The sequence below is a fragment of the Trichodesmium erythraeum IMS101 genome (genome assembly GCF_000014265.1).
Taxonomy (GTDB): Bacteria; Cyanobacteriota; Cyanobacteriia; order Cyanobacteriales; family Microcoleaceae; genus Trichodesmium; species Trichodesmium erythraeum.
In genome coordinates, this window is record NC_008312.1 from 2,876,677 (window position 1) to 2,902,599 (window position 25,923).

A 25,923-nucleotide genomic window follows, 5' to 3' on the forward strand; every position below is an offset into this window, starting at 1 on the left:
AATTGAGTTTAAAGCTTTGCCCATAAATATACTATTTTTAGTTGTTTTTTTTGAATACATATGTTATTTAAAAATGCAATTAATTAGTCCTAGGCGGGCAGTCCGAAACAAAAAAATGGAGGCAGCAGGCAAGGGTAACCTACCCCTTTAGTTCCCAACATAAGGAGCACGGAGCGCGTACTAAGTGCAAAACCTCAACACGCCTTTGAGTAATAAGACCCTAGAACCTCCCCAGTCCCTAAAAGTCGGGGAGGCTCTTAAACTAAGGGAACTGACAGATTTAGTACTCCTGGTTTTATTACTATTAGAGATAGAGAGTTGAATGCTGCTGTCAACCTAAAAAATTATCTACCTCAGTAGCTTGAGTTTTAAGGACTTTTCAGCCCGCTCTTGAAGGTAAGCTACAGACTAGGTTCAGTGCTCTTCCGTAAAATAGAAACTGACCTGCCAAAGGCCTCAAGGGTAAGTATGGATAAGTTTAGTCAAACCGAGAGAGAATTTACTTAGTCCCACTGCTATTCCCCTTGACTAAAATAATCACAATAAACCACCATTAGAATACATTACCAGCTAAAATTCAAATTAATCCTGGGTAAAGATTATGGATAGCACTCTACCAGTTTTATACTTATTAATACTGTTACTATTATTGTCTATAACATCTATATTTGTTATCCGTCAAATTACGAAGACAAGAAAAACAGAAAGTCAGCTTTCTAAATTGAAAGATAAACTGACAAAAGAACAGGGAACAGTAGATGAATATTATCAACTTGCCAGTATATATTTAGAAAAAAAATTATATGTTCAAGGAATTGAACTGTTGCAAAAAGCTCTGAGATTAAAAGACCCAGAAAATCTAGAAAATATGGCAAAAATTTATAATGCTCTTGGTTTTACATACTTCACTCAAGAGCAGTATGATATTGCTATTAGGCAATATAAAGAAGCATTAAAGATAGATCCTAAATATGTGACAGCTTATAATAATTTGGGTCATGCTTATGAGAAAAAAAAATTAACTGCTCAAGCTTTAGAAGCCTATGAGTCAGCACTGCAATATGACTCCAAAAATGATACTGCGAAAAGACGTGCAGAATCTATGAGGAAACGTTTAACAACTTCTTGAAGTCAGAATATGGCTCATAATTACTGGATATTTTTCTTGAGTCATTGGATATTTACTTATATAAAAAGGTTGAATAGTTACTGTATGTGGTAGTTCTTCATGGCTATATCTCCCTTTTTCTGTCTGGTGAGAACCCCTGAGAAAACTTCTTTAAGGAATATAAACTATTTTGGGGTTTCTGAATGATGGAATGAATTTGAGGAACCGGAATATCTGCTAAAATGCAGGTAGTGGATCAACGACTGAATAGCAGGCCCCTGTATGTCCAGAGTTTTGGAATAAAACAAGATATTGAAAAGAGTTTTTTCTCTCTTTTTGTGTTTTCTTACCCCAAAGCTGTTTTGTTGATCCGTTTCATTATTTAAATTGATATTTTAGCTACAAATAATAATAAAAAACTATCAACAGTTTCAAAGCTAATTTTGCTAATTTTTATTATAGAGTTAATAGGAGATTAACTAGTTTATTTTTAGATACATATCTGGACGTGGATTTTTACAAGTTTCGATTCGGATGTGGTGAAGAACTAATGACAAAACCAAAAAAAATTGGCGACTTTAAGTTTTTAGTTCTTACTGTTAAGAGTGAGGTCAAAGATGATTAAAAGCTTCAAATATTCAGAGTATATTTTTTATGGTAGCAGTTTCTAGCAATAACTATAACGATGAAAAATTTATCCCCTCTTTTGATGAATTTACTGGAGTTGTCTATTTTGAAAATATTAAGACGCAAGTAAGTTGCACAGGGGCTTTACTAGATAGTAATGGCCTTTATATTTTGACGGCTGCCCATTGCTTTAATAAGCAGAATGATTCGGCAAACTTAAATCCTAACCCTAATAATTATAAAGTCTTTTTTGAAGTTAATGGTACTCTTAAATCAAGACTTGTCGAAGAGATTTTTGTTCATCCTGAGTGGACATCTGATGAAAATAGTAATAACGATATTGCTATCATTAAACTCTCTAATGAAGCGCCTGATGTTGAGAGCTACGATATATATCGTGATACTGATGAGGTGGATCAGGTTTTTACCCGTGTGGGTTACGGTTTCCCTGGAACTGGTAGAGACGGTCAGATTGATGATTCAGGAGAAGACCCCCCTGTCAAGCGTTTTGGACAAAATTATTATGATGCCTTGGGTGAGATTTTCAATGATTATGATTATGATACTCCAATAATAAAAGGTACACAGCTAGCCTTCGACTTTGATAATGGGAAACCAAGGAGGGATGCTTTTGGTCGTGAATACGGTTTGGATCAGTTGGGAGTGGATCAAGAGGTTAATTCTACAGCAGGAGATTCAGGGGGTCCGGCCTTTATTGATGGGAAAATAGCTGGGATCACATCCTATGGTTTTTCTTCAGGTATGTATGATACAGATGTAGATGATGAAAGTGGTAATTCTAATTTCGGAGAATACAGTGTTGATATCAGGGTTTCAGCTTATATAGAATTTATTACAGACATTACATCCTTATCACTTGAGGGAAGTAGGGGTGATGATACTATAAAAGGAGGTATTGGTAACGATACTATTAATGGAGCTTCTGGTCAAGATAGACTTTTGGGAAAATCTGGCAATGACTTCTTAGTAGGTAGCTTTGGTAATGATGCTTTGTTAGGGGAAGCAGGTGATGATATTCTAAAAGGCGGTGGGGGTCGCGATCGCTTGAACGGTGGTACTGGCAACGATACACTTACTGGTGATGGAGGTAATGACCGCCTCAACGGTAGTGGAGGTAATGACCGCCTCAACGGTAATACTGGCAACGATATACTTACTGGTGGTGGAGGTAATGACCGCCTCAACGGTGGTGGAGGTAATGACCGCCTCAACGGTAATACTGGCAACGATATACTTACTGGTGGTGGAGGTAATGACCGCCTCAATGGTGGTGGAGGTAATGACCGCCTCAATGGTAATAATGGCAACGATATACTTACTGGTGGTGGAGGTAATGACCGCCTCAACGGTGGTGGAGGTAATGACCGCCTCAACGGTGGTGCTGGAAATGATATACTTATTGGTGGTGGAGGTAATGACCGTTTTATCTTTAATAGTAATGAAAAATTTGACTCCAATGATTTTGGTATTGATACTATCAAAAATTTTGAACCAGACCTCAGACCTGATGAAGATGGAAGCCAAGGTGACTTAATTGTTCTTGACAAGTCAAGCTTTACTGACCTTGGTAGTTCTACTCGTATTGGTTTCAGTGTTGATAGTGATTTTGAAATCGTTAATACTAATAATAGTATAGATGACTCTAATGCTTTTATTGTTTACAATGAAGAGTCTGGAAATCTATTCTACAAATCAGATGGTGAGTATACTAAGTTTGCTATTCTTAATGGTGCGCCCACTATTACTGAAGATAATTTCCAAATTATCAATTAGGAAGAAGATTTTAACTGAACAGTACAAAGTTCTTAGGAGAAAAAAATATTCCCTGCTAAAAGTTAGGGAATGGTGCATACTAGTTAATGATTCTAAATTGTTACTAGCTAATTTCTGGGGATGCACATAACATATAGTCTAGAGTAAATCTTGACCAACTTATATCCAGTATTTAGTTTTCATGACACTTTTGAATCGTTTGTTATGCTAATTTGGGGCATTCTTTTCTGTAGCCAACATCGGGTAGTTAGCAACTATCTCAATGCTGTGGGACTAACAAAAATTACTACACCCAAGCTTTACAGTAGCTGTATGGCTTGATAGCTAACAAATAATTATGCTTTCAAATGAGAGCACTCTTTCGGCAGCAGAAATTTTAACTGCTTACAGTTGGGATCTTAAGATTGAAGTCACTTTCGGGAACTTAATTCAACTATTTTTTTGTACTTAGAGCCTAGACTATTTACTGCTCAGTGCCTCGTAAATTCTATTATTAGCTTACTTGAAACTGAATCCCTGGGAATTGAAATTAGTATTACAGGTCTTTTTTACTGCCTGGGAATTAATGATTATGAGAGTTGTCCCGGAGCGTTTTTTTACCTGTTGACGTGCTTGATAGTGTAATAAATCTCTAATATGTTCAATTATCTCTGATTCTCGCCACTGTTTATAATGCCAAAATACTGTGGTATGGAGTAAGGAGGTAATCTTTATTATGTTTGACCAATTACAACCATTCTTCAGTTAAGAGAGTACACCGTCTAATATTTGTGTTTTACTCCCTATGTATGGGGCAAGTTTTCTTTTTTTTTTGCAACAATGGTTCAATCATAACCTATTCTTTTTCTATTAAACTACTTGAATATACCATTTACCCACCTCTTGGTTAAGTAATTAGCGTTGGCGGAGGATGGTGGTGGTAGCTAATATCGCTATTTAGTATAACCTTGGAACGAAAAGATACCTGTAGGGGTTCTATAAGATTCTACACTGATAAAATGTTGCAAATAAGGGTTTTCTCTAAACTGTTTTTCCTTTACTTTGCGACTTGTACCTAATTCTTTTTGATTATTAATGCTTCCAGTGCCGTTATAGAACTATAGAAAGTGATTCCAAATCAGTTTATTCCAGCAGTTTTCACAAAAATAGACTACAGTTACAAAAATGAGCAAACTAGTTGCGCAATATTTTAGGAGTGATAGGAGCGATCAAAGTAGCGATCGCCTGTTCCAAATCTTTACGAGTTTTTGCTTGATTGTTTTTTAAATGGGCTTTAAGGCTTGACCAACATTGCTCAAATAGAATAGGGTTTCATAATCGCTTATTTGAGTTTTTCTATTTTCTATAATTGTCTTTTATCTTTATGAAAACTCCTATCAATGGTGTTTGTTTCATTACTAAATTTGTACAGCAAAAACTTTACTGTTTTAAATGCTCTGTTATGGGGATGTACTATAAGGCTATAGATGACATAGAGGAAAGTCCTCTAATTTAGACTAATGAGCAAATTGGGGCAGAAACAGATTTAAGGGGTCAGTTAAGGTTCAATGAAAGTGGCGATCGCATTAATGTGATGAAGTATCGTAAATGTTCATAAATAGCCTTATTTTTAGTAGGATCGTGCTTAGGAGGAGATGGCAAATTAGCAAATTAATTGATATTTTTAGAATATTTTTCCAGCTTAATTATCAATAATACGGTGTAATAATCTCTTGAATAAAAGATGATTAAGAGTGAAAATAAACTTTAGTATAAGTATCTTCTTTCTGATGATAAATATTATTTTAAAAAGTAGTACAAGGCAAGCGATCGCTACTAGGAATAATTTACTGATTCTCTTGATCTGTCAGTCCAGCTACATTTTTTAGTTTTATAGGAAGGTACTCTTACCTTGACGTACTAACTTCGCAACATCAGCATTAATTGTGTCGCAATTAAGTCTTTGCCAGAGAGTTTTCCAGGCCTTACGTTATTGAGTAATTCTGTCTAATATTTTCTGAGAGTCAATTGGATCGGGAAGTATTCATCTATCTTCACCAGAGTCGCTATATTTTAACTCTTTGTTTTACAGTTTTTTTCAAACATTTATTTACGACTAAATCTTATCTAATAATTCATCACATTTTGGCTATAATATGTTTTATGATTTACGGAAAATATATTGATATTTTAAATTAAAATAAAGGCTAAAAGATATATTTTTTATAATAATTTATCTAAAACTACTTATCCTTAAAAAAAAATATTTTTGATATTTTTATATAAAAAATAAATTGTAATTGATGATAAATAAATAGAAATTTATTTTTTACTTTTAATATTTTGAGTGTTTTATCTGTAAAAAATATAGACATTATATGCTAGTATTTAGTGTTATTATCCATTTAATATCCGGTTTAAGCTCAAATCAAATCTGAGGTTAATTTTATAGGGTTTTAGAGTAAATTTTAGTTATTTTTAATTCATAAATTCTCGACTAATAAATGAAAATAATAATTGATATATAAGAGATAAATACTTACATTATAGTGAAAGTTTAAAGATTATAAATATCTAAATTGATCCCCAAATATTGTCAAACTTTGTTGATTTTTTTTGGGAAGATATATACCTGTTTTTTAGATAAACAATTGCAAAATATTTCTAATAATTAAATTAGTAATAAATGGTCAAAAAAGTATTAGACTAAAACCTTGAAAAAAAAGTATAAAAAAATACTTTTTTGCAATAATGAATAGCTATTATATAAAAAGATGCAACAAAACAAAACTAAACAATTAGCCTACTAATCAAGGAGAAGAACTGATGGCAATATTAACAGCTTTAACTAAGGGTGGTACAGCTTGGACTCCTCAATATGTTGAATCTATTGACATGAATAAATGTCTAGGTTGTGGTCGTTGCTTTAAAGTTTGTAATAGAAATGTTCTAGAGCTTAGACCCATTAATGAGCATGGAGAGTTTATAGATGATGATGATGATGATGATGATGAAGTATTAAGAAAAGTAATGGCTATTGCTAATGCAGATGACTGCATTGGATGTGAAGCTTGCGCTAGTATTTGCGGTAAAAAATGCTTCACTCATACTTCTGTAGCCGCATAAATTAGCAAAAATGTTAACTCAGAAGTATTGATATAAAGTTTGTAGAGCTTACTCAAAAAGTTAAACACTCAAACAACTGACATAAAGGGCCAATCAAATTAGTTAAATTATATAGTCAGAAATTGACAACAAACTTAACTAAAAAGCACGGCACCGTTGTGATAAAAAGTTGAAATATGAGTGGTATGCTAGCTAACTATAAACTGATACGGTTTAGTGAAGATTTGTTTGGGCAATTATCTAATCTGAAAAGCTCGTGATGATAGTTCAATACCATAATAGTTTTGGTCTGATCTGAACCGTATTCAACGGCTAAGTTGTATTAAATTCAGGACTTACACACACAGACCTAAAAACCCAGTTTTTTGGTAGATATCTATTGAATTAAACAACAATTTAGGCGTTAGTAATTAGTAAAATGATTTTCTACTATGGGTGATACCCATCACTTACCGTAATAAGATATTTAGAGATATCATAGACAGGTTACTCTTAAAGTTTCATCTCTTAATTTACTAACGCCACAATTTATCCTAGAAACTGGTCGCGTGTGTGGTTAAGTCCTATAAGTGGTTAAAAGAAGGTAGCTGTTATGCCTGCAAAAGATTTTCTCAGTTCAATTCAAAAGAAAAGATTGCAGAAAGCTTTGCGAGAGAGCGGTTGCTGTCATTTCCGAGAAAGAGTATTGATGTTACTCCTATTAAATGACGGAAAAACTTATTCCGAGATTTCTGAATTTATCGGTTGTTCTTATAGAACAGTTGCTTATTGGTGTGTACATGGAGACCCAGATAAATTAGATAGTTTACGAGATCAGCGAGAACATGGTAATTTTCGTAAAGCGACAGAAGAATATATTCAGTTATTAATAGAAGTTACAAAAAAATCTCCTAACCAATTAGGTTATGAATGTAGTAACTGGAGTGGAGAACGTTTAGCAAATTATCTTGCTCAACAAACAGGAATTAAACTTAGTGGTACTCAAGTCAGAAGAATTCTCAAACAAAAAAATATTAGCCTTCCCAAAAGTAGAGTACAACTTTATGAGCGAAAAAATAATAGAAAAAATGTTAGTCGTCCATCTAAATAATTAAGATATATAGTGTAAATATTGATAAATATATCTTTAAATTTATGATTTAAGCATTGTTTCTTTGCTTTTTTTATTTTTAATTAGTACATAAATTAAGCTTCAAATCACTAATTATTGCAAATTAAATGTATAAATATAATTATTTAATAAATAATTTAATAATTACTCTATACTAACAATATAAAGAAAATATTAATTTGCTCGTTACGAACATTTGAGCTAAAAAATTTATGAAATATTAATATTTATTATTAAAAGTTTAAATTAAGGCTTAAGTGAAAATAATTAAATCACTCTAGTAAAGTTTAACATTGTAACTGCTTAGATCGTTAGTTATTCAGCAATCAAGGCATCACTATTTAATATTTAATAGGTAGTAAAAGATGACAAGCAGTATGACTAACACCTAAATGCTCAAGCGTAAAAACAGGGGCTTGATATTATGACTCATAAAATGACTGAAAACTGTCTCGGATGTGCCACCTGTCTACCCAAAATCCAGTGCCCAACAGGTGCGATCTTTGTCGAGAATGAACAATATTCTATTAATCCTGAACTGTGTAATGGTTGTGAAGGATATTATGAAGAGCCTCAGTGTGTGGTTCACTGTTCTATTAGTAGTCCTGTTCCTCTCCAACCTAAAAAAGGTAGGTATAAAGTTGAGACAAGAACGCCTACAAGTTCTGACTTATTTCCTGATAACAAGCACAGTCCCTTTGCTTCTTCTATAGTAATGTGGGAAGCTTGCAATATTCTGGCGCAAAGACAATCACTACTTTGGACAATAGATGAAAAAGGTAAGTTTATTTATCAGCGTTCTATTAAGCAAGGTCAGGGTTCAATTAGTTTGAGCCTCCAACATTTGGAGCACTCATGCCAAACTGATAATGCAACTGTTCTACAAGAAATGGATATTAGAGCAGCCTGTATACACCTAATTTATGCGGCTCATGCCACAATTATTGACAAGCCATGGGAGCAAGAATTTGTTATCAGCGATCAGCAAATAGAAAGATACCTGGGGCTAGAAAAACGTAAAGACCTATCTAAAGCAACTAAACTGAGTTTGATTAAAAATCTTGCTCAACAGCCTTGCCGAATTACCACTACTATTGACTGGCCTCAACAAGGTAGAATAAATGCTTTTTCATTGCCAGAAAGCAAACTCTGGCATATGATTGATATTCAACATCACTTTTCTGAAGATTCCACAGGATGCAAACATCTTGTCGGTCTGACTTTTAAAGTTAGAGCGGGTATCTGGGCTAAGTATTTTCTCAACAAGGAAGCTTGCAAAGACCGTACAGCATTTTATCAATATGGGATTTTACCTAAGTCTGTATTGACTACTGTGATGAGCATTTGGCAGCAACATGAGGGAACTGCTCGAATGCTACTATGGTTACTATTCAAAACTAAGATGGGTCGGGAGCAAAGGTTAACTGTACCTACATTAATGCGAGTTGCTTATGGCGAACAAAAGGTGAGACGAGCATCTTCTTTTAGAGATGATCGAAAACGACTCATGAAGACTTTTGAGAGTGATCTCGAAGTTCTTAGCCATTATGGGATTAAACCTGAATTTGACCCTGTAACTTACCCTCAGGAAATTCAACCAATGTGGGCAAAATTAGCATCTTTACCTGATGATGGTGATGCAGCTTTAGATTTTTGGATTGATGATGGTAGTAACCATCGTAGATTAACAGATTATGGTCCAAGGGGTAAGTGGAATATGTTAATGAACGCTCGTATCCTTTGGTTTCAACTTCCCCAAGAATGGGATCGACATTTAGCAGAATTTGAAAAACATAAGCTACGCTATACTATTAAGCGCAAAAGAACAAAGAAGCTTTCTGTTATCTGTGGCGAACAAATTATGATGGCCAGGAAAAATCAACAGTTAAGCCAGAGACAGTTGGCAACTATGCTGGGAAAAAGCCAAAGCTGGATTAGAGATATTGAAAGTGGCCGCTTTCAACTTAAAGGTGAAGATCAAATGCTATTACAAAACCTTTTGGGTTTGGGAGGATAACTATTAATTGAACACTATTGCTGATTTAAATAGGCGGCTAGTAACTGCTGTCTATAATCTGGTCTTATGATAGACAGCAGTTACTAGCCCTTGCCTGGTGCGTTTGTTTTTTTGTCTCGGACTACCCAAAGAATAATAATTAATTAATAGTACAATAATACATCTATTCAAAAAAAACAAAAAGGTCACCCGATGCTCGGGTCTGGCTTTACACCTAATTTTTCGGTAATTTATCTAGCTAGGTTATTAAATAGGCAATTGAGGAAAACCAGGAGTTAAAACTTAGTATTTAATTGTGTATAGTTAAGTAGACTTGATACAATGTTTAAAATATCAATCACTTAATCCCTTGGCTAAAGCAAAGCATGGATAAACCATCAACATCAACAGGCTTAATTACAGGACTAGTAGCGACTCTATTTTTTAGTATTAGTTTTAGCTTACTAGAGTATACAATAAAATCAAGTATTATACTTGGTTTTATTGGGGGAATTTCTGCTGGATTATTAGGGTTTTGGTCCCAAATAGAATCAAGACCAGAAACCCCAGAAAAAGCAGATGCTAAGTCTGTAGATTCTATCAAATTATCAAAATCAACCTCAGTAATTAAACCACGGCTTCAAACACCTAAAGAGCGTAGTGGTGTTTCTGTATTGAGTTGGTTGTTTAAGCAAAAGTAAATGAGTTTGGTCAAAATCTTATATTAACTATTGGTAAACCCTAAGTATTTATGCCAAATTAATTATATATAATTGCTGGTATTGAACAACTTACAAGTGTCAAAATTACATCGTGCTATGGGAATTTTGCCCTGGGATAAAGTTATATACAGCATATTTTGGTCATATAAGGTATGGGGTAAATAGTGAAAATCAGGTGGTGCGGGCATCTTGCCCGCATATGTATGCTTTATAATAAGGGAAAGTTCTGTAGTTTTTGAGGGGGAATTTACTACAATTATGAGGTTTTTTTTGGGTGAATTTAAAAGTTAGGGGGTAAGCGATCGCTATTGAGTTGACTATCAAAAATCAACAGTAAATGAGTTTGGTCAAAATCTTATATTAACTATTGGCAAACCCTAAGTATTTATGCCAAATTAATTACATATAATTGCTAGTATTGAACAATTTACAAGTGTCAAAATTACATCGTGTTATAAGAATTTTGCCCTGGGATAAAATTACATATTTTTTGAAGTAGCAAGAAAAGCGACACAACAAATTTCTAAAGGAATAGGGTGAACAATGGATTATGGTAAGTTATGAAGTCTGCTAATTTTCCATCTTTTTGGAATGAGTATTATGGTCTTCCTTTATAAACTAGAAGTGATTATTGAGGATATTCTCACAAGAGGTATTTATCATAAGCTCATTAATTAATGGCAGTCCTTGACGCGATCACACTCCATACTTAATAATTTTTTTTCATTTTAATAAGCACCTAAGCAGAGCGAGCCGGATATTTCAAATATACACGAAAATTTCTTGAAAAGCAACCACCCTGTGTTTCTTATATATCAAAACTTTTAACAAATGGCCAATGCAAACGCGATCGCACCCTTTTTACCCCCAATTTTCACCCTAAATAGCTCATTTCAACTTTTTTGGCAAAAATTAGTTTAAATTTTAAATATATTTAATGATATTTCATAAGCCTAACTAATATAAAGATTTTTATTTGATTCACTAAACCCTAAAAACCTTGCAGCAATTAGTTTTCAGTCAAACTAATAGTTAAATGCTGACCGTTAATATATAAAATAAAGCTATCTCAAATATTTAATCTAAAATCTAAAAAAATGTCATTTGTTGGCCTACATATTCATAGCGACTATAGCCTATTAGACGGAGCATCTCAATTACCACAATTAATAGATAGAGCAGTAGAACTAGGAATGCCAGCCATTGCCCTGACAGACCACGGAGTTATGTATGGGGCTATTCAATTAATTAAACTGTGTAGAAACAAAAATATTAAACCCATAATTGGGAATGAAATGTATGTGATAAAAGGAGATATTGAGAAACAACAAAGAGGGAAAAAATTTCATCAGGTCGTATTAGCAAAAAATACTCAAGGCTATAAAAATTTAGTCAAATTAACAACTCTTTCTCATCTCCATGGTTTTCAAGGAAAAGGTATATTTGCTCGGCCTTGTATTAATAAAGAATTGTTAGAAAAATATCACGAAGGTCTCATAGTAACTAGCGGGTGTTTGGCGGGAGAAGTACCTCAAAATATTATGCGGGGAGAATTAGAAGAAGCCAAGAAAATAGCTAAATGGTACAAAGATTTATTTGGGGAAGATTATTATCTAGAAATACAAGACCATGGCTTCCAGGAAGATAGAGTTGTAAATACTGGAATTGTCACAATTGCTAAAAAATTAAAGATAAAAATAGTAGCAACAAACGACTCTCATTTTATTTCTTGTAGAGATGTAGAAGCACACGACGCTTTGTTGTGTATTAACACTCAAAAATTAATTGCTGAAGAAAAGCGGATGCGCTATAGTGGCACCGAATATTTAAAGTCTGCTGAAGAAATGAAGCAACTGTTTAGAGACCACTTAGAAAATGAAGTTATAGAAGAGGCGATCGCTAATACATTAGAAGTAGCAAATAAAGTTAAAGCTTATGAAGGAATTTTAGGAGAACCAAGAATTCCTGATTATCCAATTCCACCAGATCATAATGCTGATACTTACCTGGAAAAACTAGCTTGGTCAGGATTATTAGAAAGGCTAAAACTGAAACAAAAAAGTGAAATTTCCCCAATTTATAAAGAGCGGATGGAAACTGAATTAAAAGTTCTTCAGGATAAAGGTTTTTCTACATATTTTTTGGTAGTTTGGGATTATATAAAATATGCCAGAGATAATAATATTCCTGTAGGACCTGGTAGGGGAAGTGCTGCTGGTTCATTAGTTGCCTATTCTTTGCGAATTACTAATATAGATCCGGTGCATCATGGTTTATTATTTGAAAGATTTTTAAATCCAGAACGAAAATCAATGCCAGATATTGATACGGACTTCTGTATTGAAAACCGAGATGTAATGATTAAATATGTGACTCAAAGGTATGGAGAAGAAAGAGTCGCTCAAATTATTACTTTTAACCGGATGACATCTAAGGCAGTATTAAAAGATGTGGGTAGAGTATTAGGTATTTCCTTTGGAGAAGCAAATAAAATGGCAAAGTTAATTCCTGTTGCACGGGGTAAACCAGCAAAGTTAAAAGTAATGATTTCTGATGAAACTCCTTCCCCAGAATTTAAAAAAGCTTATGATAACCAAGAAACACCAATTGAAGATAATAAAGCGGGAAAAATTAGTACAATTTCTGTCCGACAATGGATAGATATGGCAATTAGAATTGAGGGTACAAATAAAACTTTTGGAGTACACGCAGCAGGAGTAGTAATTTCTAAAGAACCTCTGGATGAAATTGTGCCTTTGCAAAGAAATAATGATGGGTCAGTTATTACTCAGTATCATATGGAGGATATAGAATCTCTAGGTTTGTTGAAGATGGATTTTTTGGGATTGAAAAACTTGACTATTATCCAGAATACTGCCGAGTTAATTAAAAAAAATCATCATCTTCCGTTGGTTCCAGATGATTTACCAGCTAATGAAAGAAAGGCAATAGAAATTTTAGCAAAAGGCAATACTAAGAAAATGCCAGAGGATGTGAAAAAGACTTATGACTTGATTAAATCTGGAGATTTAGAAGGAGTATTTCAGTTGGAATCTTCTGGGATGGTAGATGTAGTGAAAAAATTGAAGCCTACTTCTATTGAGGATATTTCTTCTATCTTAGCTTTGTATCGCCCCGGACCTTTGGATGCTGGTTTAATTCCTAAGTTTATTGACAGGAAACATGGCAGCGAAAAAATTGAATATCAACATCCAAAGTTAGAGCCAATTTTAAAAGAAACTTATGGGGTTTTGTGTTTACCAAAGGGAACTTTAATTGATCAACCAGATGGTTCCCGGGAAGCAATTGAAAATATTAAAAGTGGAGAGGTAATTTTAACTTCGGACGGTAGAAAAGTTTGGGAGGCAAAAGTTGCTAAACAATGGCGGAGTGGTGTTAGGGAAATATTGAAGATTACTTTGTCTAGCGGGACGGTAATTTATTCGGGAAAAAACCATCGCTTTTTAACTCCAGAAGGAGATAAGTTTGCCTGGGAGTTACAACCTCAAGTGGGGAGAGTTAAGAACGCTCTTATTTATGGTTCTGCGGTTTATGAAAAATGGCAAGTTTCTAGTAATCAGAAACAACTCCGTAAAAACGATGCTTATTTGTTAGGGTTATTAGTAGGAAAGAGTAATCTGATTTCCTCAACTCCCAATGTTTCCTTTTCCACACAAGGGGCTATTACTTGGGGGAAAAATTTGATTGATGAAACTTGGGGTGGGGAAGCTAAACATTATTTTGATACTTCTCGCCGACAGGTTTATTTAAACTTTAATACTCAATCCAAACCTACAGCCCTAACCGAGTTTTTGGATGGTATTTATGGCGCTCAAAATTGGCAGGTAGAATCTGTTGCCAAGCATTTACCAGAAGATATTTTAGATTATTCGGAAAAAGACCGAATAGATTTATTGCGTGGTCTCTGGGATAGTGGTGGTTTTGATGGCAAAAAGTTGCTTTATTATCCAGGTTCTTCTCCTCAATTATTGTCACAAGTTTGCCAGCTTTTGGGAAGTTTAAAAATTGATTATTATCTGGCAGATAATTCTGTTAGGATTTCCGATAGGTCTCGGTTTATTGATATATTGGAAAACTACCAAATGTCTAGCCAACAAAAAGAAGAAATTAGCGAAAGTTATTTACCTGCTTCCTCTTGGTTTTTGAAAGGTGGTTCTGAAAATAATATTCAGAAAACAGATAGTTCGAGTCGGAAAACTGGGGAGGCTTCCCAGCAGAAAGCAACTTTATTTACCCAGAATTTATTCTCGGCTCAAACTCCGGCAGAAAATTGGGAAAAAGTCGGAGAAAATCATCTACTTTCCTCTTGGTTTTTGACAGATGCTTCTGAAAATAATATTCAGAAAACAGATAGTTCGAGTCGGAAAACTGGGGAGGCTTCTCAGCAGAAAGCAACTTTATTTACCCAGAATTTATTCTCGGCTCAAACTCCGGCAGAAAATTGGGAAAAAGTCAGAGAAAATCATCTACTTTCCTCTTGGTTTTTGACAAATGCTTCTGAAATTTATCTTCAGAGAATAGATAGTTCGAGTCGGAAAACTGGGGAGGCTTCTCAGCAGAAAGCAACTTTATTTACCCAGAATTTATTCTCGGTTCAAACTCCGGCAGAAAATTGGGAAAAAGTCAGAGAAAATCATCTACTTTCCTCTTGGTTTTTGACAGATGCTTCTGAAAATAATATTCAGAAAACAGATAGTTCGAGTCGGAAAACTGGGGAGGCTTCTCAGCAGAAAGCAACTTTATTTACCCAGAATTTATTCTCGGCTCAAACTCCGGCAGAAAATTGGGAAAAAGTCAGAGAAAATCATCTACTTTCCTCTTGGTTTTTGACAAATGCTTCTGAAAATAATATTCAGAAAACAGATAGTTCGAGTCGGAAAACTGGGGAGGCTTCCCAGCAGAAAGCAACTTTATTTACCCAGAATTTATTCTCGGCTCAAACTCCGGCAGAAAATTGGAAAAAATCCAGAAAAAATCATCTACCTTCCTCTTGGTTTTTGAAAGGTGGTTCTGAAAATAATATTCAGAAAACAGATAGTTCGAGTCGGAAAACTGGGGAGGCTTCTCAGCAGAAAGCAACTTTATTTACCCAGAATTTATTCTCGGCTCAAACTCCGGCAGAAAATTGGGAAAAAGTCAGAGAAAATCATCTACTTTCCTCTTGGTTTTTGAAAGATGCTTCTGAAAATAATATTCAGAAAACAGATAGTTCGAGTCGGAAAACTGGGGAGGCTTCTCAGCAGAAAGCAACTTTATTTACCCAGAATTTATTCTCGGCTCAAACTCCGGCAGAAAATTGGGAAAAAGTCAGAGAAAATCATCTACTTTCCTCTTGGTTTTTGACAGATGCTTCTGAAAATAATATTCAGAAAACAGATAGTTCGAGTCGGAAAACTGGGGAGGCTTCTCAGCAGAAAGCAACTTTATTTACCCAGAATTTATTCTCGGCTCAAACTCCGGCAGAAAATTGGGAAAAAGTCAGAGAAAATCATCTACTTTCCTCTTGGTTTTTGACAGATGCTTCTGAAAATAATATTCAGAAAACAGATAGTTCGAGTCGGAAAACTGGGGAGGCTTCCCAGCAGAAAGCAACTTTATTTACCCAGAATTTATTCTCGGCTCAAACTCCGGCAGAAAATTGGGAAAAAGTCAGAGAAAATCATCTACTTTCCTCTTGGTTTTTGACAAATGCTTCTGAAAATAATATTCAGAAAACAGATAGTTCGAGTCGGAAAACTGGGGAGGCTTCCCAGCAGAAAGCAACTTTATTTACCCAGAATTTATTCTCGGCTCAAACTCCGGCAGAAAATTGGAAAAAAGCCAGAGAAAATCATCTACTTTCCTCTTGGTTTTTGACAAATGCTTCTGAAATTTATCTTCAGAGAACAGATAGTTCGAGTCGGAAAACTGGGGAGGCTTCCCAGCAGAAAGCAACTTTATTTACCCAGAATTTATTCTCGGTTCAAACTCCGGCAGAAAATTGGAAAAAAGCCAGAGAAAATCATCTACTTTCCTCTTGGTTTTTGACAAATGCTTCTGAAATTTATCTTCAGAGAACAGATAGTTCGAGTCGGAAAACTGGGGGGGCTTCCCAGCAGAAAGCAACTTTATTTAACCAGAATTTATTCTCGGTTCAAACTCCGGCAGAAAATTGGGAAAAAGTCAGAGAAAATTATCTACTTTCCTCTTGGTTTTTGACAAATGCTTCTGAAATTTATCTTCAGAGAACAGATAGTTCGAGTCGGAAAACTGGGGAGGCTTCCCAGCAGAAAGCAACTTTATTTACCCAGAATTTATTCTCGGTTCAAACTCCGGCAGAAAATTGGAAAAAAGCCAGAGAAAATCATCTACTTTCCTCTTGGTTTTTGACAAATGCTTCTGAAATTTATCTTCAGAGAACAGATAGTTCGAGTCGGAAAACTGGGGGGGCTTCCCAGCAGAAAGCAACTTTATTTAACCAGAATTTATTCTCGGTTCAAACTCCGGCAGAAAATTGGAAAAAAGCCAGAGAAAATCATCTACTTTCCTCTTGGTTTTTGACAAATGCTTCTGAAATTTATCTTCAGAGAACAGATAGTTCGAGTCGGAAAACTGTGGAGGCTTCCCAGCAGAAAGCAACTTTATTTACCCAGAATTTATTCTCGGCTCAAACTCCGGCAGAAAATTGGGAAAAAGTCAGAGAAAATTATCTACTTTCCTCTTGGTTTTTGACAAATGCTTCTGAAATTTATCTTCAGAGAATAGATAGTTCGAGTCGGAAAACTGGGGAGGCTTGCCAGCAGAAAGCAACTTTATTTAACCAGAATTTATTCTCGGCTCAAACTCCGGCAGAAAATTGGAAAAAAGTCAGAGAAAATCATCTACTTTCCTCTTGGTTTTTGACAGATGCTTCTGAAAATAATATTCAGAAAACAGATAGTTCGAGTCGGAAAACTGTGGAGGCTTCCCAGCAGAAAGCAACTTTATTTACCCAGAATTTATTCTCGGCTCAAACTCCGGCAGAAAATTGGAAAAAATCCAGAAAAAATCATCTACCTTCCTCTTGGTTTTTGACAGATGCTTCTGAAAATAATATTCAGAAAACAGATAGTTCGAGTCGGAAAACTGGGGAGGCTTCCCAGCAGAAAGCAACTTTATTTACCCAGAATTTATTCTCGGTTCAAACTCCAGAGTTGGAAAATTGGGAATGTGAAAAAACTTATTTACAGGATGTCAGAGTTGTTCATGTTGTCTCTGTGGAAGAAGTAGGAGAAGCAGAATGTTTTGATTTAGAAATGGAAGACCAAAGCTCACCTTATTTTCTAGCTGAAGGAGTAGTAGTTCATAATTGTTATCAAGAGCAAATTATGAAAATGGCTCAAGATTTAGCAGGATATTCTTTGGGAGAAGCAGATTTATTACGTCGTTGTTTAAGTGGTTCGACAAAAGTAATAGATGCAGCAACAGGTAACTTGTTTAGTCTGAAAGAAATAGCTGCTCAACCTGAGTATTGGTTGAGTCGAAAAGTCTTTTCTTTAGATCTCAAAAGCCAACAAGTTGTTCAACAACCAATAACAGAAATTCATCCTAATGGTGTGCGAGATGTTTGGCAAATTACTACTCGTACAAACCGGAAAGTTTGCGCTACGGATGACCACCTTTTTTATACAGTTTTAGGATGGAAACCTTTAAAAGATTTTTCTGTAGGCGATCGCTTAGGTTTACCAAATAAAATTCCGATTAATTATAGGAGTCAAATATCTGATTCTAAAGTTAAATTTACTGCTTATTTAATTGGTGAAGGATATCTATATACTAATAGTTTTTCTTGTAGTTATTTCTGTAATAGTGATGGGGAATTAATTGCTGATTTTTATGGTTGTGCAGAGGAGTTATTTGGCTCTTCTGCTCCTATTGAAAAACAGCTACATCTAGGAAATAAATCAGTTATTTATGTTCGTATAGGTTTGATTTCAGGGTTGAAGAATTGGGTTGATAGTTATCTTCAATGTGCTAATTCACGGGTTCAAGAAATTCCTAATTGGATCTTTTCTCTTTCTCAGAGTCAGTTACAACTTTTCTTGGGAATTTTATGGTCAACAAGTGGTATTTTTGACGAAACAATTGGGTATACATATTATTCTTCAAATTCAGAGGTTTTAGTTAGACAAGTTCAACATTTATTTCTACGTTTAGGTATTGTTTCTCTATTCAATGTTAATAAGGTTAAAGGTCAAGGTGAACTTGATGTTTCTTATGTGGTTGAAGTTAGAGGGCGTGAGGATATGCTCAAGTTTTATAAGTTAATTAAGCCATATTTGAGTAGTTACAAACAGGGGCTTTGTGAAAGTTGTTATTTAGTGATTAAATATCAGCAAAGTTATCAATTTAAATATTTTCTAACTCCAGATTTTTTTGACCTAATTGTCAAAGCTAAAAAAGCTAGTTCTATGACTAGGGCTTTGGGTGTATGTGGTGGTGAAATTTCATCGGTTTGGAATTTTCAAAATACTTCAAACCGGAGTTTATCCTTTGATAAATTTAATAATTTTTCGACAGTTTTGGCAGATGAGGAATTAACGGCAATAGCTAATTCTGATGTTTTTTGGGATGAGATTATCTCTATAGAATATATTGGCAAAGAAGAAGTTTTTGATTTAACAATTCCCGAAACTCATAATTTTATTGCTAATGATTTTATTGTTCACAACTGCATGGGTAAAAAGAAGGTCTCCGAAATGGAAAAACACCGGGAAAAGTTTATTGATGGTGCAGCTCAAAGGGGAGTTTCGTCTGTAGTTGCAAAAGATTTGTTTGAACAGATGATTAAGTTTGCTGAATATTGTTTAACTTATGAGACTGAAATTATGACTGTAGAATATGGTCCTCTTCCTATTGGTAAAATTGTAGAATATCGGATTGAATGTACGGTTTATACGGTTGATAAAAATGGATATATTTATACTCAGCCAATTGCTCAATGGCATAATCGAGGTATGCAGGAAGTTTATGAATATAGCCTTGAAGATGGAACAGTTATTCGGGCAACTCCAGAACATAAGTTTATGACAGAAGATGGTCAAATGTTGCCTATTGATGAAATTTTTGAGCGTAATTTGGATTTAAAATGTTTAGGGACTCTTGAACTATGAAAATTGCCTATTGTTAGTTAATATTATTCAACAAGGTAGTCCTATAGTATAACCTGGTAGGGAGTCTAAGTATCTATGACTCTAAGGGTTTTTAGGATTACCAAATGGCATTCCTGCTTACGATACAATTGTCCGAGTTTTTCTATCTTTAGCTCCGGAACAATTACAATAATGTTTCCTGTTATTTTCAATCAATTAGTTAAATAACTTATGGTGAAATCGTAGCAACTTATGGTAAAATTATAATGGTATTTTATAATCAGAAAAATTATCAAAAACTAATTCAGATTCTCAGGGCTTGGGCAACAGCAAACTATCTAGTTTTAGGTCTAGTAAAAGTAGATCAAAAATCAAGTTAAATTACTGCAATTTCTAAACTTCTGAAACTTTTATCTCTTTCTAGTTGTTGATTTCCCATAAAGAAATTTTTCAACAAATTAGAGAAAAATAGGTTAACTATGTAATTACTTTATGTGTTACAATATTTTTAGTTTCTTTGCCCATAACTTTTCTTTATAGTCATTCCAAATAATAATGAAAAATTACAGCACTTTTAAAATTGATAAACTACATCGCTATAACTAAAATCTTGTAGGGACGTCCTTATCCAAGGTCCTTACAGTAGTCTACTAACATGAAAACTACTGTAAAAGACGGTTAGCGCCTGGGACGTAAGCCCTAGCTTGGTCGCGTGATTTACGCTCCATAATAGTTATAAGATAGACAGGTTGTAAGGAGTTCCACTACCTTGATCGAATACGCCAACCACATAGGTATCGGGAAACAAGAAGGTGTTAATCTCTTCAGGAGCATTGCCGGAGTTAGTAGAACTATCAAGGGATACTTTGTCGCTATCGTATAGTTCTAGGTTAGCGTTGCTCCTGAGACCGTCAAGTTTGATGCTGACGAAACTAGGCTCCGGAACAACAAAGTTGTAATAGTCGTTTTGATCAACTTTGCCTCCATTCTTGAAGCCAATATCACTGCTTTGGGTGAGAGGATCAACAACTGTACCAAGAGGGATCCCTGGTGCCTTGTCATCTATATTTCCAGTCAGGGAGTCTCTCTTCTCAGAACCAGCGCTACGCTTAGAGCTTGGCAAGTCCCCAACTCTTTTCAGCATCACTTTGGCTGTATCTGTACCGCCTTTGCCGTCGCTGATAGTATACTCAAAACTCCCCTTGCTGAACTTCTTATGCTTTCCACTAGGGGTAAAAGTTATTTCACCGCTTTTAGTTAACTCTACTTCGCCCTTGGTTGCATTACTGACTTTAATAATAGTCAACTTGTCGCCATCTTTATCTTGATCATTTTTCAGTAACTTTTTTGCTTGGATAGCGTGAAAGAGCTTGGGTCTGACAAAAAACACCTTGTCGTCTTTAGCGATGGGGTCAGAATTATCTCTGACTTGAACTGTAACAGTCGCGCTATCACGGCCTTTATTACCGTCGTCGATGGTATATTCAAAACTGGCCTTGCCCGTAAAGTCTTTATCGGGGGTAAAAGTTACCTTACCATTTTTACCCAGGATCACTTTGCCATTTGAAGCTTTACCTACCTTGCTAATACTTAACTTATCCCCGTCTTTATCCGTATCGTTTGCCAATAGCTCTTTTGGTTTAATAACCAATTTGCTTCCTGCATTAGTGGCGAGGTTGTCATTGCTTGCGATGGGCTTGGTGTTAACAATAGGAGTAACATTAACTTTGGTTTCCCCATAACCCAATACTTCCAGGGAAAGACGGTCTTTTTGGCTAGCATCGAGATCTGTAATACCCAGTTTAACTTCAAAAGTCCGACTTTGCCCAGGGCGGACATTTTCGTAAGTCGTAGGCTTAATACTTTTAATGTAACCAAACTCATCGCTTTGGGGTACTATCGTTAAGTCACTAAAGACTTCCTCCAAGCCCTCTGTTACTACCTTAACTAAGTTAGAACTGTCCCGCGATAACCTTTCTACCGTACCAAACCCCAATTTATCTACGAGTTTTTTGTAGTTTCTGACTTGGTTGCCGGTGACTGCAAAAATGGGAACAATGCCGGCTTCTTGTAAAGCATCTCTTACTTGATCGATACTGGGATAGTCTTCCCCAGTACCGGCTGGCTTACCATCAAGAACTGTATCCCCATTATTGGGAGTTTTGATACCTGCTTTTTTGCCGTCTCCTGCTTTGTGGTAGTTAGCATCTGTAGAAAGAACGACAACGCGCCGAGATTTCTTACGGAAGCCTATCTCTTTTTCTCTGAGAGCTAACTGCATCAATGCCTCAAGCTGTGCCTCAGGACCGTCATTACCGTTACCAATTTTCAAGTCATCCATCGCTTTCTGAAAATCAGTGCGAGATTTAGTGATCGCTGACTCCATTCTATACACAAAATCTTTAGGGCCGCCAAAGGGATCTTTGGGTTTATCTATATATGATGCTAGACCGAATTGACTGTTTGGTTGGATGTCTCGAACTGAGGAAACTAGCTTGGGAACTAAATCCTGTAATACTGGCAGGTCATCCCCATAAGAACCAGAAAGATCGCTAAGAAAAACTAGGTCTAGAGGTAATTTTGTGGAACTTTTTTTAGTAACTTTGGCAGTGATATCAAAGGTCACATTGTCTCCAGGTACAAGAGTTACATCTACTACATCTGGATTTAAGCCTCCTTTGCGATCAACTATATTTGTGATACTGCTTTTAGTTTTCTTCGCCATTACTTTTATTTATAGTCATTCAAAATAATAATGAAACATTAAAAAAAGTTAGGGTGTGCAACCCACGCCCTAACTTTGCCGAGCGACCTACGCTCCGTACTAGTTATCAGAGAGAAATGCTCAGGTCGTAAGGAGTTTGATTACCTAGACCGAATACACCCACCACATAGGTAGTATCGGCACTCAAGAAGCTATTAATCTCCTCAGAAGTATTGCCGGAGTTATTAGAACTGCCAAGTTCTACTTCGCCAGTCTCATCGTATAGTTTCAGGTCAGCGTTATCGCTCAGGTCGTCAAGTTTGATATCTACGAAACCAGCCTGGGTAATATCAAAGCTGTAATAGTCCTTGGTGTCAACTACGCCTCCCTCCGTGAAGCCGAGGTCACCGCCTTGGGTAAGAGGATCAGCACCAACTGTAACCGTACCGAGAGCTATCCCTGGTGGCTCATTGTCTATGCTTTCACCAATTTCACTCGCACTCATATTCAGAGTGTAGTCAGTTTTAGCCGCACCCCTGGGAAACACTCGCACACAATAGTCGCCCGCATCCAAAGTAAGGTTGATTTTTTCGTCGTCACTACCACCATTAGCAGAAGTATTTAGCACAGTGCTACCGTCGCCATCAATTAGCTGTAGGTTGGCGTTACCAGTAAGGCCTGTAAGGTTAATATCGACACTACTCTTAGCGCTCAAAGTAAACTTGCGGTAGTCGTTGACATCACGATAACTGTTTTCTTCACGACCGATGGAGTCCTCCTCTTCGTATGAGGTTAACACGCCGATGTCGGTGACGTTTTCTGGAAGTTTGCCTCCGTCCTCATCCACGCTACTGCCTGGCTCAGGAACCTTAATATTTAGGGTATAGTTACCACGAGCGTTACCTTTGGGTTCAACCCCTACATAGTAAGTACCTGGTTCAAGCTCTTCTTCAATTTTTTCGTTTTTCTTCTTCTTATTGCGGGAATCTTTGATCAAAGTATCAGAACTATCAAGCAATTCCAGATCGATATCAGCGCTCAGTTTATTTAGGGAGATAGTCAGATTCTTGTCTTCGCTTAGTTCAAACTTGTAGTAGTCTACTTCGTCCCGACTGCTACCACTGCCGAAACCGACATTATCTATCTTACTGTAATCTTCAGTGAGGTTACCGATATCATTGTACAAAGAAGTCTCTAGCACAGGACCACCATCTGGATCGACGCTCGAACCACTTGCAAAAATGTCCAAATTATACTTAGTTTTAGCTTGGTTCTGGGGCTCTACATCCACATAATAATCGCCTGGATCCAGAGTGTCGCTAATATTTTCGTTCCTTCTACCGCCTTTCCGAGACTCAAGCAATAAAGTGCCATCATCATCGTACAAGGCAATGTTGGCATTTCTTTTCAGCCCTGTGAGGTCAATTTCTACATTCCTCTCGTCGCTTATGCTGAATAAGTGCCGATCAATAACGTTACGAATACCACCAGAGGTAAAGCCGATTTCCTCGCCCCTGATACTGTAACCATCCTCCAAAGACAAAAGGTCACCAACTGTAAACTCTTGTCTCGGTTCTGGGATCGGTTCAGCATTCACCGAAAAACGATAGTTGCTGCGACTGTTTCCCTTTGGCAATATCTGGACATGATAAGTTCCTGCCTCCAATATCTCAGCAATGTTTTCTGATTTACGACCCTTGTTCCGAGAATTATTGAGAAAGGTTCCGTCGTCATCGTACAAGATCATATCTATGTTTTGACGCAGACGAGTCAGGTCGATGTCAACCAAGCTCTCTTCATCAATTGTAAAGCTGACCCAATCTTCTGTGTCACGACCGGAACGACCTTCAGTACGGCCCATTTCGCCGTTGAAGACCCTTGTCTCCCCAATAGGGATATTCCCGAAGTCTAAAGCTTCTTCAACACTAGCATAGTCATCAACATAAGGAGCAGTCGCAGTTATACCCAAGCGATAGTTACTCTTGGCGCCACCATTTGGGAAAACTTTTATGTTATAGGTTCCTGGTTCCAGCCCTTCAAGTTCTATCTTTTCAGCTTTGCGGCCTGTATTTTTACCATCATCAACTAGCTCGCCACCCTCATCATAGATTTCCAGGTTAAGGTCTTGCCTTAGTCTATCTAGAGTCAGGTTGACATCGCTCTCTATCGGCACAGAAAAGTTGTACCAGTCTACCCTGTCTTTGTTAGCACCAAGTTTACCGGTTTTGCTGACGGGAGTAAGCTCCGTAACTGCCCCCAAGCTAATACCTGGTTCCTGGTCATCTTGTTCATTGGAAAGCACATCAGCGCTCAGACCCAGGCGATAGTCTGTCCTGGCAGCACCTTGGGGAGTTACGCGCACAAAATAATCACCGGGTTCTAATTCCTCGTTAATCTTTTCTCTTTTACGACCGCTATTGTTAGACTGGTAGAGAATAGTGCTGCCATCCCCATCTAAAACCTCAACATTAGCATTTCCCTTTAGCTGGTCTAGGGTAAGGAAAAAGTCACTCTTTTCATTGATACCAAACTTATAGTAATCTTCTTGGTCCCGGTTTTTACCCCGACCGAAGCCTATTCTGTCAATTTCGGTTACTTCTTCGAGTCCGATATTACCTAGTTCTTTAGCGGTATCAGTTGTGTCCTTTTCATCTGTCAGGGCATCAGCACTTACCCCTAAGCGGTATTTTGTGCGATCATCTCCTTCAGGATAAACACGGATGAAATAATCACCTGATTCTAAATTTTCGGTAATGTTTTCCCGCTTCCGGTTCTCTTCAGTTGACTGGAAAAGTACTGTGCTACCATCCTCATCTAGAATTTCAACGTTAGCATTGCGCTTGAGTTGGTCTAGAGTGATGTCAACCTCACTATCCTTGCTGAGAGTAAACTTATAGAAATCTTGCAAGTCACGGACACCACCTTCATTAAAACCGATTTCGTCGGTATTGCGGTAGTTCTTCCGGCTGTTAAGATCGCCAAGATTAATGGCACCGTCCGTTTTTGCTGTGGGGTCTTCAAGACGCTCAATATCTCTGGGTGCTAGTCTAATTTTCGCGAACAAGCTAGCTATGTCTACTTCTTGTTCCATCACCCGAAAGCGGTTTACTAGGGTGTCACCACCATCTTGGCTAAAGCCTGTTAGCTCTAAGGTGTATGTTTGTCCATCAAATTTGAAGGTTTCCGTGGGTAAGACTTTGGGAAAATAGACGAAATCAGACCAGTCATCTATCTCGTCAGAGGTATCCTCCGTAGTGTCTAAGTCCAGATTGAAAGTAAAAGTTATGGGAGAATCTAATAATTCAAAAGGATCTAATAATTCAATCTTCAGCGGTACTGACTCTACCGCTGTATCCGAAAAAATTGAACCGTTAAAGAAGGTTAACTTTCCGACTTCAAACTGCTGGTCAGTTTTAATGCCCCCGCTAATGTCTTCCGCATTAAAGAGTAAGCTGTTTGGTTTCAGGTCTTCCTCTACCGACTCTCCCCAACGAAACGTATTCGGAGGATCTGTAGGATAAATTTTAGGATTCGGGTTTGGCCCTGGCTCGGCCTCTCCCCAGGTGCCACTAAATTCAACTTGAAAAGTCTCCGGCATTTTTTTCTTCCTTTGTTTTGCTTACAA

Annotated in this window: 9 protein-coding genes and 1 pseudogene; 7 read left to right on the forward strand and 3 right to left on the reverse strand. The window is 36.5% G+C overall.

Annotated elements, in window-relative coordinates; translation table 11 throughout:
- Positions 1-601: 601 nt before the first annotated feature.
- Positions 602-1,129, forward strand: coding sequence for a tetratricopeptide repeat protein (locus TERY_RS08860; protein ID WP_011611512.1), 528 nt, complete (start codon positions 602-604; stop codon positions 1,127-1,129).
- Here TERY_RS08860 and TERY_RS32765 read toward each other — a convergent pair.
- A pseudogene (locus TERY_RS32765) lies at positions 1,115-1,261 on the reverse strand (SUMF1/EgtB/PvdO family nonheme iron enzyme); the annotation flags it as partial. The gene TERY_RS08860 and the pseudogene TERY_RS32765 overlap by 15 nt on opposite strands.
- Before the next feature lie 501 nt (positions 1,262-1,762).
- On the opposite strand from TERY_RS32765, the gene TERY_RS25055 reads away from it, so the two are divergent.
- The 6 genes from TERY_RS25055 (at position 1,763) to dnaE (ending at position 19,615) form a co-directional block, all read left to right on the forward strand.
- Positions 1,763-3,529, forward strand: a complete 1,767-nt coding sequence (locus TERY_RS25055) for a trypsin-like serine protease (protein ID WP_011611513.1) — start codon at positions 1,763-1,765, stop codon at positions 3,527-3,529.
- A 2,805-nt stretch (positions 3,530-6,334) separates the two neighbouring features.
- Entirely contained in the window at positions 6,335-6,634 is a 300-nt protein-coding gene (fdxB, locus tag TERY_RS08870) for a ferredoxin III, nif-specific (RefSeq protein WP_011611514.1), read from the forward strand.
- A gap of 592 nt (positions 6,635-7,226) precedes the next feature.
- A complete protein-coding gene (locus TERY_RS08875; RefSeq protein WP_011611515.1) occupies positions 7,227-7,724 on the forward strand; it encodes an IS630 family transposase in 498 nt (165 codons plus the stop codon).
- 445 nt (positions 7,725-8,169) lie between these two features.
- Complete coding sequence (locus TERY_RS08880) at positions 8,170-9,762, forward strand: helix-turn-helix domain-containing protein (RefSeq protein ID WP_011611516.1); 1,593 nt, start codon at positions 8,170-8,172, stop codon at positions 9,760-9,762.
- Positions 9,763-10,127: 365 nt separating this feature from the next.
- Positions 10,128-10,442 (forward strand): hypothetical protein, encoded by a 315-nt coding sequence (locus TERY_RS08885; protein WP_011611517.1) that lies wholly within the window; start codon positions 10,128-10,130, stop codon positions 10,440-10,442.
- Between the two features lie 1,118 nt (positions 10,443-11,560).
- On the forward strand, positions 11,561-19,615 hold the full coding sequence (gene dnaE / locus TERY_RS36605; RefSeq protein ID WP_011611518.1) for a DNA polymerase III subunit alpha: 8,055 nt from the start codon (positions 11,561-11,563) through the stop codon (positions 19,613-19,615).
- A gap of 712 nt (positions 19,616-20,327) precedes the next feature.
- Here dnaE and TERY_RS08895 read toward each other — a convergent pair.
- Together TERY_RS08895 and TERY_RS08900 are read right to left on the reverse strand one after the other, a co-directional pair.
- The gene (locus tag TERY_RS08895) at positions 20,328-22,319 is read right to left on the reverse strand and encodes an Ig-like domain-containing protein (RefSeq protein WP_011611519.1); all 1,992 of its coding nucleotides are present in this window, start codon (positions 22,317-22,319) and stop codon (positions 20,328-20,330) included.
- Between the two features lie 106 nt (positions 22,320-22,425).
- Positions 22,426-25,896, reverse strand: coding sequence for a pre-peptidase C-terminal domain-containing protein (locus TERY_RS08900; protein ID WP_011611520.1), 3,471 nt, complete (start codon positions 25,894-25,896; stop codon positions 22,426-22,428).
- Positions 25,897-25,923: the final 27 nt, after the last annotated feature.